Genomic DNA, 10197 nt, shown 5'->3' on the forward strand with positions numbered 1-10197 from the left:
ATGAATGCTAAACAGATGTGGGACAAGTTTTTGGACAAAGAAGCTGGAGATAGTTACGATGCATGGCAGTATGGTAGTCATGCCAATGGGCTTGCTTTACTGACATTACTGAAAATCAAAACAGCAACATCTTCAGCTTATCCCATATATGTCCAATACGATGAACCTCTACCACAGGTTGGAAGTTACAGCATAATCTTAGATAAACAAGATCATGCTGTATGTATCATTCAAACGACAGAAGTTACCATCATTCCCTTTGATCAAGTGAATGATGAGCATGCTTATTTAGAGGGAGAGGGAGATCGTACGCTTGATTATTGGCGAAAAATACATGCAGATTTTTTTACACAGGAAATGGAAAATATGGGTCAGCAGTTTCATAAGGACATGTTAGTTGTGTGTGAAAAATTTAAAGTTGTATATCCAAAATCATAAGAGGAGGAAACCATGAAAGTATTAGTTATTGGTAGTGGTGGTCGTGAACATGCGATTGCTTATGCTTTAAATAAAAGCCAGAAAGTTGATGAAATTCATGCTATACCAGGAAATCCAGGTATGGCTGAAATTGGAACTTGTCATCCTGGTCATGTAGAAGATTTAGATAGTATTTTAAAATTTGTTGAAGAACATGCGATTGATTTTACAGTGATTGGACCTGAAGTGCCTTTATGCATGGGATTAGCTGATTTATTGGAAAGTCATGGACATAAAGTTTTTGGCCCAACGAAACAGGCTGCAACTTTGGAAGGAAGTAAAGCTTTTTCTAAGGATTTTATGAAAAGACATCATATTCCTACTGCCGCCTATCAGGAAGTTCACTCTTATGAAGAGGCTATTGAAGCTTTAACTTCATTTGATTATCCTGTTGTTGTCAAAGCAGATGGATTGGCAGCTGGTAAGGGTGTTGTGATTTGTGAAAATGAATCACAAGCAAAGCTGGCTTTACAGGAAATGATGATAGAAGGAGCTTTAGACGGAGCTGGAAAAACAGTTGTTTTAGAAGAATTCTTAACTGGATTTGAATGTTCACTTCTTTGTTTTACTGATGGTGAAACAATCGTTCCCATGGTGAGTGCTAAGGATCATAAACAAATCTATGATGAAAATAAAGGACCAAATACAGGTGGTATGGGAACTGTTTCTCCAAATCCTTTCTTACCAGAGGGAATGGAAGAGATTTTGAAAAAAGATGTTCTAGAACCATTTATGGCTGGTTTAAAAGCTGATCATATGGATTATAGAGGTGTTGTTTTTATTGGTTTGATGATCGAAAATAATCAACCAAAAGTTCTTGAATTCAATGTTCGCTTTGGAGATCCTGAAACACAATCTATTCTTTTAAGATTAGATACAGATTTATTTGATATTATGTATGCTGTAAGTACAAAAACATTAAAAGATATTGATATTCAATGGAAAGACGAACATGTGGCCTGTCTTGTTTTAGCAAGTCAAGGTTATCCAGGAAGCTATGAAAAAGGCAAGGTTATTACGGGTATTGATCAGGTTGATGAAGATATCGTGATTTTCCATGCTGGAACTGCTATCAATCAAAATGGTGAGCTTGTAACAAATGGAGGACGTGTCTTAAATATTTGTGCCTATGGTCAAACATTAGAGGAAACACGTGATAAAGTTTATCAGGCTGCCAAGACTATTGAGTTTGATGGTAAATATTATCGTAAAGATATTGGATTAAATTGAGGTGAAAAGATGAGTAAAGTCTATCGTGTATATGTTGAAAAGAAAAGTGCATATGCTATTGAAGCGAATGAGTTATTAAATAATATTCAGACACAATTAAAAATAGAAACAGTGACAGATGTTCATGTTGTGAATCGTTATGATCTTCAAGGTGTCAGTGAAGATGTTCTTAAACAAGGGATTCCAACAATTTTAAGTGAACCTATGGTTGATGAAATTTATCAGGAAGATTATCCTTTAAATGAACATCAAAAAGCTTTTGCGATTGAATTTTTACCTGGACAATATGACCAGAGAGCTGATGCCTGTGAGCAATGTTTTCAGGTTTTAACAGGTGAAAAAAATGTTAAGGTCAAATGTGCCAAATTAATTGTTTTAGAAGGACAGGTATCTGATGATGATGTCAAAGATATTCAAAATTATTTGATTAATCCAGTAGATCAGCGTTTGGCTTCATTAGATAAACCAGAACATTTGAATGATGAAGATGTACATATTAACCCTGTTCCAATTATTGATGGATTTATGGATATGAGTGATGATGAATTAAAACGCTTTATACAAGATAATGGTATGGCCATGAATGAAGATGATTTAAAAGTCACTCAAGATTACTTTAAAAATGAAGAAAAACGTAATCCAACAGAAACTGAATTAAAGGTATTAGATACATATTGGTCTGATCATTGTCGTCATACAACATTTGCGACAATCATTACAGATTTAGACATTGAAAATGGTGCATTTAAAGAAATTTTAGAAAAAGATGTTGAAAATTATAAAACATCACGTCATTTGGTTTATGGTGTGAATACAGATCGTCCATTAACTTTAATGGATTTAGCAACGATTTCTATGAAAGAATTAAGAAAAACAGGCTATTTAGATGATTTAGAAGTTTCTAAAGAAATTAATGCCTGTTCTGTAGAATTGACTGTTCATACCAATGAAGGTGATGAAGAATGGCTATTGATGTTTAAAAATGAAACACATAACCATCCAACAGAAATTGAACCATTTGGTGGGGCAGCAACATGTTTAGGTGGTGCCATTCGTGATCCTCTTTCAGGACGTGCTTATGTTTACCAGTCTATGCGTATTACAGGAGCTGGAGATCCAAGACAGCCATTAGACGAAACAATGAAAGGAAAACTTCCTCAACGTAAAATCTGTCAGGAAGCAGCTCACGGTTTTTCAAGTTATGGAAACCAGATTGGTTTAACAACTGGTTTTGTCCATGAAATTTATGATGATGGATTCCTTGCAAAACGTATGGAACTTGGTGCCGTTGTGGCAGCTGCACCAAAAGATCAGGTGAAACGTTTAGAACCATTAAAAGGACATATTGTTTTATTGATTGGTGGACGTACTGGTCGTGATGGTATTGGTGGAGCGACAGGTTCATCAAAATCACATGAATTAAAAACCACAACAACAGCTGGAGCTGAAGTTCAAAAAGGAAATCCAGTAGAAGAAAGAAAAATTCAAAGATTATTTAGAAATCCTGAAGTGTCAAAACGTATTGTACGTTGTAATGACTTTGGGGCAGGTGGAGTCTGTGTAGCCGTAGGTGAATTGGCAGATGGACTGGAAATCAATTTAGATGCTGTCTTAAAGAAATATGAAGGTTTAACAGGAACAGAATTAGCGATTTCTGAATCTCAGGAACGTATGGCTATTGTGATTGATCCTCGTGATGAAGCTTTCATTAAAGATGCCTGTGATCAGGAAAATCTTGAAGTTGTCAAAGTCGCAACAGTCACTGACAAAAACCGTTTAACAATGTCTTATATGGGACAGACTGTTGTTGATATTGATCGTGGCTTCTTAGATAAGAATGGAGCTTCACGTTATCAGAATATTCATGTTGAATTACCTGATTTTGATCAGACACCTTTTGATGAAGTGAAACAGACATCATTTGTCAAAACTTCAAAAGATGTTTTAAGTCGTTTATCTGTTTGTAGCCAAAAAGGATTGGTGGAAAGATTTGACTCATCTATCGGTAATGGAACTGTTTTATCACCATTTGGTGGAAAGACTTTAAGAACTGAAACTGAAGGTATGGTCGCTTTAATTCCAGTATTACAAAAAGAAACAACAACATGTTCAATCATGAGTTATGGTTATAATCCTGTCATTTCAAAATGGTCACCTTATCATGGTTCTATTTATGCGATTGTTGAATCTATTGCGAAAATTGTCGCAATGGGTGGAGATTATCATACAATTCGTTTCTCTTTCCAGGAATACTTTGAAAAATTACTTGATATTCCAGAAAAATGGGGAAAACCATTTGCAGCATTACTTGGTGCATATCGTGTTCAATCTGAGATGAAACTTCCATCTATTGGAGGAAAAGATTCTATGTCAGGATCATTTGAAGATATACATGTGCCACCAACACTTGTCTCTTTTGCGATTACTGGTGGAGATGTGCAAGATGTGATGACACCAGAATTAAAAGCAGCTCATCATACTTTGGTAGAAGTGATGTTACCAAAAGATGAATTCCATATTTTTGACTTTGATGCTTTAAAAGCACAATATGATGGTATTATGGAATTGATGAAAAATAAACAGGTTTATAGTGCTTATACTGTCAAAGATGGTGGTGTGATTGAAGCTGTTTATAAAATGGCATTTGGAAATGCAATTGGTGTACAATTGAATGATGAATTGGCATTAGAAAGCTTCGTTCAAAAAGATTATGGACATATCATCTTAGAAGTTGAAAATGATTCAGTTGTGACACTGCCACATACAAGAATTATTGGACATACAGTTGATTCATCTGTTATGATATATCGTGATGAAACTTTATCATTAGATGAAGCTTATCAAGTTTATGAATCTGTTTTAAATGATGTTTATCCAACAACAGAAAAAGCTCCAACAAGTGATATGATTGTGAAAGACTGTCATCAAAGAAGTGAATTAAAAGCAAAACAGACATATGATGAAGTCAAAGTTGTTATTCCAGTATTCCCAGGAACAAACTGTGAATATGATTCAAAACGTGCTTTTGAACGTGCTGGCGCAACAGTTCAACTTGTCTTGATGCGAAATAAAACAGCTCAAGAAATGAAAGATTCTGTTGAAGAATTAGAAAAGGCTATTCGTCAATCACAAATTATGATGTTACCTGGTGGATTTAGTGCTGGTGATGAACCAGAAGGATCTGGTAAATTTATTGCGACAGTTTTAAGAAGTCCAAAACTAAAAGCTGCCATTGATGATTTATTAGAAAATCGTGATGGATTGATGATTGGAATTTGTAATGGATTCCAGGCATTAGTGAAATTAGGATTACTTCCTTATGGACATATTAAAGATATGGATGAAAATGATCCAACATTAACATTCAATACAATTGGTCGTCACTTATCTCAGATGGTGAATACAAGAATTGCTTCTGTAAAATCACCTTGGTTAACAGGTGTGAATGTAGGAGATATTCATACTGTTCCTATTTCTCATGGAGAAGGACGTTTTGTTGCTCCAAAAGAAGTCATTGAACAATTATTTGAAAATGGGCAGGTTTTTAGTCAATATGTAGATGAAAACAATCAGCCAACTATGGTTTCACCATATAATCCTAATGGATCAATGATGGCTATTGAAGGTATTGTTTCAAGTAATGGACGTGTATTAGGAAAAATGGCTCATAGTGAACGTCAAGGTGAAAATAGAAATAAGAATATTTATGGTGAAATGGATCAGAAATTATTTGAAGCAGGTGTAAATTATTTTAAAGGTGGTAAATAAATGGAAAGACAAATTTTTGAAAGTATGACACTTTGTCCTTTAGATGGACGTTATAGTAATGTCAAAGATGCTTTTGCCCAATATTTTAGTGAATATGCTTTAGTTAAATATCGTGTATATGTAGAAATTCAGTGGTTAAAGTTCTTGATTGAAAATATTGAAAGTGATATCTTAAAGAATTTTGATCAAGCCAATATGAAACAAATTGAAGATATAGCTAATCATTTTGATGAAGAAGCTTTTGCCAAAATTAAAGAGATTGAATCTTCAACACGTCATGATGTTAAAGCTGTAGAATATTATATTGGTAATACTTTAAAAGAAATGGGTTACGATGATTTAATCAGCTTTGTTCATATCGGTTGTACTTCAGAAGATATCAATAATACGTCTTATGCTTGTATGATTAAACATGGTTTACAAGATGTCTGGTTAAAAAAAGCAAATGAAGTTGTAGATGCAATGAATAAATGGGCAATTGAACATAGTGATGATGCCATGTTGGCACATACACATGGTCAACCAGCGACACCAACAACAATTGGTAAAGAATTTAAAGTCTATGCTTATCGTTTTGCTTCTAGTATTGAAAATATTAAAAATATTCAGATTAAAGCAAAATTCAATGGTGCAACAGGAAATTATAGTGCTATTTTAACAGCTTTTCCAAATGTTGACTGGCCTGCACAAGCTAAGAAATTTGTTGAAGAATATTTAGGTTTAACTTTCAATCCATTAACAACACAAATTGAAAGTCATGATTATACTTGTCATATTTTAGACGGTATTCGTCATTTCAATAATATTTTAATGGATTTAGATGTTGATATGTGGCTTTATATTTCTATGGAATACTTTAAACAGATTCCAGTTCAAGGAGAAGTAGGAAGTAGTACAATGCCTCATAAAGTCAATCCAATTCGTTTTGAAAACAGTGAAGCCAATGCAGATATGTCAAATCATATTTGTGTAGCTTTATCTAATAAGTTACCAAAATCTCGTATGCAAAGAGATTTATCTGATTCTTCTAGTCAAAGAAATTTAGGATTAGCTTTTGGATATTCTTTACAGGCTATGAATGAAACATTAAATGGACTTGCTAAATGTGTAGTGAATAAAGAAAAATTAGCATATGATCTTAATGAAAAATGGGAAGTTTTAGCTGAACCAATTCAAACAATGTTAAGAAAATATGGTGTGCCTGATGCTTATGATACTTTAAAAGCTCTAACAAGAGGAAAAAGTATTTCTAAAGAAGATATTTTGAAATTTGCTGAAAGTTTAGATATTCTTTCTGATGAAGACCGTGAAACTTTAGTGAATATGACACCAGCTTCTTATATTGGTAAAGCAAGTGAACTTGCAAAAATGAAATAAATAGAGAAGGTAATGGGCATCTATGATGAACATTACCTTTTTACGTAAACAAAACTATATAATTTATGCTTTACAATGAATTGATCAATCAATCTGATATTTTAACCATGAAAAGTCTGGATATGTTATAATTGTTATAAAAGGGGATGGGATAATGAAATATCGTGTTATTTATAATAAAGGACTACCTAAGTCCATGTTAGAAAAGATAAAAAATAGGGAATATACATTAGATGAGATTCATTCTATGTATCAAGTTATAAAAAGAAACCATGATGCTAAACAAAAGGGATGGATACGTGCTATGATCATTTTGATAATATGTATTGTTGGCGTAGGTGGTTTAGGAATAACAAAAGTTCAACAACAGGCCTTAATAGTTTATCTTTTTTCCATTGGTTTTGTAGCTGGATTATGTATCTTGATATTGATATATGCAAAAATCAATGCAGTCAATAAAGAAATGAACCAACTTCAAAAAGCGTTAGAAATAGGGTATCCAGAATTGGCTGAAAGATTTTTTGTGAAATCGTGATATTTTTCTCAAAAACTTAGCAGCGAAAGACATTTATGAGATAAAAGAACCTATATAATATATAGCTTTATGATTTAGAAAATATATGAAAAATGTCGATAGAAATGTTAAGATTATGTTAAAAATATTTACATTATGTTAGGAATATGTTAAGTTTTACTTGTGTATAAATAGGAGGGACATGATGGAACTGACAAACATATTCTCTTTGCTTGGAGGGTTGGCTTTATTCCTTTATGGGATGACAATGATGTCAAATGGTTTAGAGTTGGCTGCCGGGAATAAGATGAAGTCAATTTTGGAAAAATTGACAACAAATCGTTTTTTAGGGGTTGCAGTTGGAGCACTGATAACAGCGATTATTCAATCTTCATCAGCAACAACAGTTATGATTGTAGGCTTTGTTAATGCAGGACTTATGCAATTGAAAAATGCTGTATGGGTCATCATGGGTGCCAATATTGGGACAACAATCACAGGACAGTTGATTGCCTTGGATATTACAGCTTTAGCACCTATTATTGCTTTTATTGGGGTTGTGTTGATTGCCTTTTTCAAAAGCAAGAAACTTGATGCAATTGGTGAAATTATTGCTGGTTTAGGTATTTTATTTATGGGAATGGAAATGATGTCAACAGCAATGGCGCCATTAAGAGAGTCTGCAGAATTTGCAAGTATTGTCGCAAACTTCCAAAATCCATTGATTGGTATTTTAGTAGGTGCAGTCTTTACTGCCATCATTCAGTCATCATCAGCGTCAGTAGGTATTTTACAGGCGTTAGCGATGAGTGGAGTTGTAACTTTACCATCAGCTATTTATGTTTTATTTGGACAAAATATCGGAACATGTATTACGGCTGTTCTTGCATCAATAGGGACAAATAGAAATGCAAAGCGAACAACAATTATTCACTTATCATTCAATATTATAGGAACAATTATCTTTGTTATTATTAGTATGACAACACCATTTGCTGCGTTTATGGCATCATTAACACCAACAAATGTTGCTGCACAAATTGCCAATGTACATACAGTATTTAATGTTGTGACAACAATCATCTTGTTGCCAATTGGAACAAAACTGGTCGATTTATCATTCATTATTTTACCAGAAAAGCCAGAATTGGAAGGAAAGATGCAGTTAAAATACTTAGACTTTGGTATCTTTACAAACGACTATCATATTGGAACAAGTGCTATTGCGAATACGCAGTTGTTCAATGAAACACAGAACATGCTAGATGTTGCAATAGACAATGTCCGCAAATCATTTGAACTTTTGATAGAGTTCAAGGAAGACAAATATGAAAAGCTACAAAAGAATGAAGAATATATTAACTATTTGAATAAAAATATCGTAGACTTTACAACAAATGCGATTTCAACAGAATTTCCATTAGAAGGATCACAGGCCATTGGTTTATTCATGAAGATATCATCAGACATTGAAAGAATTGGAGATCATGCGGTGAACATAGCCCAAAGGGCCGAGCTACTTCAAAGTGAAGACAGACGATTCTCACATGAAGCCATGGATGAGATAGGAATCATGAGCAGTCTTTGTGTCAATATACTAGATGAGCTGAGAATCATGAACTATGATGAGTTCAGTAGCATTGTAGACAAAGTTGATGTAATAGAAGAGAACATAGACAAGACACATCATCAGTTTACAGTGAATCAGCTTAAGAGATTGAAAGATAAAAAATGTACAACAGAGAACAGTGTTGTCTATACAAAGATTCTTACAGATTTTGAAAGAATTGGAGATCATGGATTGAACATAGCCAAAGGTTTCTATAAAGCCAGAGAAGCAATGAAAGCTATGAAAATGGTGAAACCAGAAATGATCGAAGAAACAGAAAAAGCAACAGCGTAAAACTTTATGTGAAAACATAAAGTTTTTCTGTTTTTAAAGTTAAAAATAATATTTTATATAAACAGTAGTTTCTATGATGAAAATTTGTTATAATATTGAACAACATAGGAGGTAATAATAATGAAAAAAGTTATATCAACGGATAAAGCACCAGGAGCTATTGGACCATATAGTCAGGGTATTGATTTAGGAAATATTATTTTCTTCTCTGGTCAAATTCCTTTGAATCCTCAAACTGGTGAAATGCCAGAAGGAATCGAAGCACAAACAAAACAGGCTTTAGATAATGTCAAAGGATTACTTGAAAGTCAAAATTTAGATTTTTCTCATGTTGTAAAGACAACAGTATTTTTAGACGATATGAAAGATTTTAATACTGTTAATAGCATTTATGCTCAATATTTTGTAGAGCCTTATCCTGCTAGAAGTGCTATTGAAGTAGGAAGCTTACCAAAAGGCGCACTTATAGAAGTGGAAATTATTGCCGTCAAATAACACTATTATTTTAGCTGAAAGATTTCATCATTATATTAAAATTTATTATAGTGATGGACATACGGAAATTATTTTTGAAGATATAAAAAGTTATCTTCAACAAAAAAGAGCAAAAAAAGGATATAAAAATGCTATTTTACTACATGAAAATTGGCTATATCCAACTATGAATCAAAAAGATTATTCATGTCATTGGGTTAACTTGTATTATTTACGTGAAAAAAATCCTTATTGTAAGCAATTATTAAAGGATAAAAATATATATCAAAAAGCAAAAATTATGTATATAAAACAAATTCAAAAAGAAATGAATACCTATGGTCATACAGTAAAAGAACTAAGGTAATACTTTGGTTCTTTTTTTGTGTGTGCCACGCATGGCATAAAACTTGGTGGTGAAAGTCCACTGTGGAGGTTTCGTACTACCAACCAC

8 protein-coding genes are annotated in these 10197 nt (G+C 33.2%); all 8 read left to right on the top strand.

From position 1 onward, the window contains the following. Positions 1–30: 30 nt before the first annotated feature. The 8 genes from ACESR5_RS08985 to ACESR5_RS09020 all read left to right on the top strand — a co-directional run bounded on the left by ACESR5_RS08985 (position 31) and on the right by ACESR5_RS09020 (position 10110). Positions 31–438: an ASCH domain-containing protein gene (locus ACESR5_RS08985; protein WP_373155154.1), complete on the top strand. Its 408-nt coding sequence runs from the start codon at positions 31–33 to the stop codon at positions 436–438. A 12-nt stretch (positions 439–450) separates the two neighbouring features. Then, positions 451–1707, top strand: coding sequence for a phosphoribosylamine--glycine ligase (gene purD / locus ACESR5_RS08990; protein ID WP_191492388.1), 1257 nt, complete (start codon positions 451–453; stop codon positions 1705–1707). 9 nt (positions 1708–1716) lie between these two features. Continuing rightward, positions 1717–5475, top strand: coding sequence for a phosphoribosylformylglycinamidine synthase (locus ACESR5_RS08995; protein WP_087244430.1), 3759 nt, complete (start codon positions 1717–1719; stop codon positions 5473–5475). After that, entirely contained in the window at positions 5476–6852 is a 1377-nt protein-coding gene (gene purB, locus ACESR5_RS09000; RefSeq protein WP_087244431.1) for an adenylosuccinate lyase, read from the top strand. A 154-nt stretch (positions 6853–7006) separates the two neighbouring features. Further along, positions 7007–7387 (top strand): hypothetical protein, encoded by a 381-nt coding sequence (locus tag ACESR5_RS09005; RefSeq protein WP_087244432.1) that lies wholly within the window; start codon positions 7007–7009, stop codon positions 7385–7387. Between the two features lie 184 nt (positions 7388–7571). Next, positions 7572–9269: a Na/Pi cotransporter family protein gene (locus tag ACESR5_RS09010; protein WP_373155157.1), complete on the top strand. Its 1698-nt coding sequence runs from the start codon at positions 7572–7574 to the stop codon at positions 9267–9269. Between the two features lie 117 nt (positions 9270–9386). After that, positions 9387–9764: a RidA family protein gene (locus tag ACESR5_RS09015; RefSeq protein WP_373155159.1), complete on the top strand. Its 378-nt coding sequence runs from the start codon at positions 9387–9389 to the stop codon at positions 9762–9764. Next, positions 9751–10110 (top strand): hypothetical protein, encoded by a 360-nt coding sequence (locus tag ACESR5_RS09020; RefSeq protein WP_087244435.1) that lies wholly within the window; start codon positions 9751–9753, stop codon positions 10108–10110. The genes ACESR5_RS09015 and ACESR5_RS09020 overlap by 14 nt, the downstream gene beginning before the upstream one ends. Positions 10111–10197: the final 87 nt, after the last annotated feature.

The sequence above is a fragment of the Clostridium sp. AUH-JLR23 genome, from assembly GCF_964238065.1.
GTDB classification, from domain to species: domain Bacteria; phylum Bacillota_I; class Bacilli_A; order Erysipelotrichales; family Coprobacillaceae; genus Allocoprobacillus; species Allocoprobacillus merdigallinarum.

Bases quoted from the DNA above. Each gene is read 5' to 3' on its own strand.
- ACESR5_RS08995 (WP_087244430.1), top strand. From the start codon at position 1,717: ATGAGTAAAGTCTATCGTGTATATGTTGAAAAGAAAAGTGCATATGCT.
- ACESR5_RS09005 (WP_087244432.1), top strand. From the start codon at position 7,007: ATGAAATATCGTGTTATTTATAATAAAGGACTACCTAAGTCCATGTTA.
- purD (WP_191492388.1), top strand. From the start codon at position 451: ATGAAAGTATTAGTTATTGGTAGTGGTGGTCGTGAACATGCGATTGCT.
- purB (WP_087244431.1), top strand. From the start codon at position 5,476: ATGGAAAGACAAATTTTTGAAAGTATGACACTTTGTCCTTTAGATGGA.
- ACESR5_RS09010 (WP_373155157.1), top strand. From the start codon at position 7,572: ATGGAACTGACAAACATATTCTCTTTGCTTGGAGGGTTGGCTTTATTC.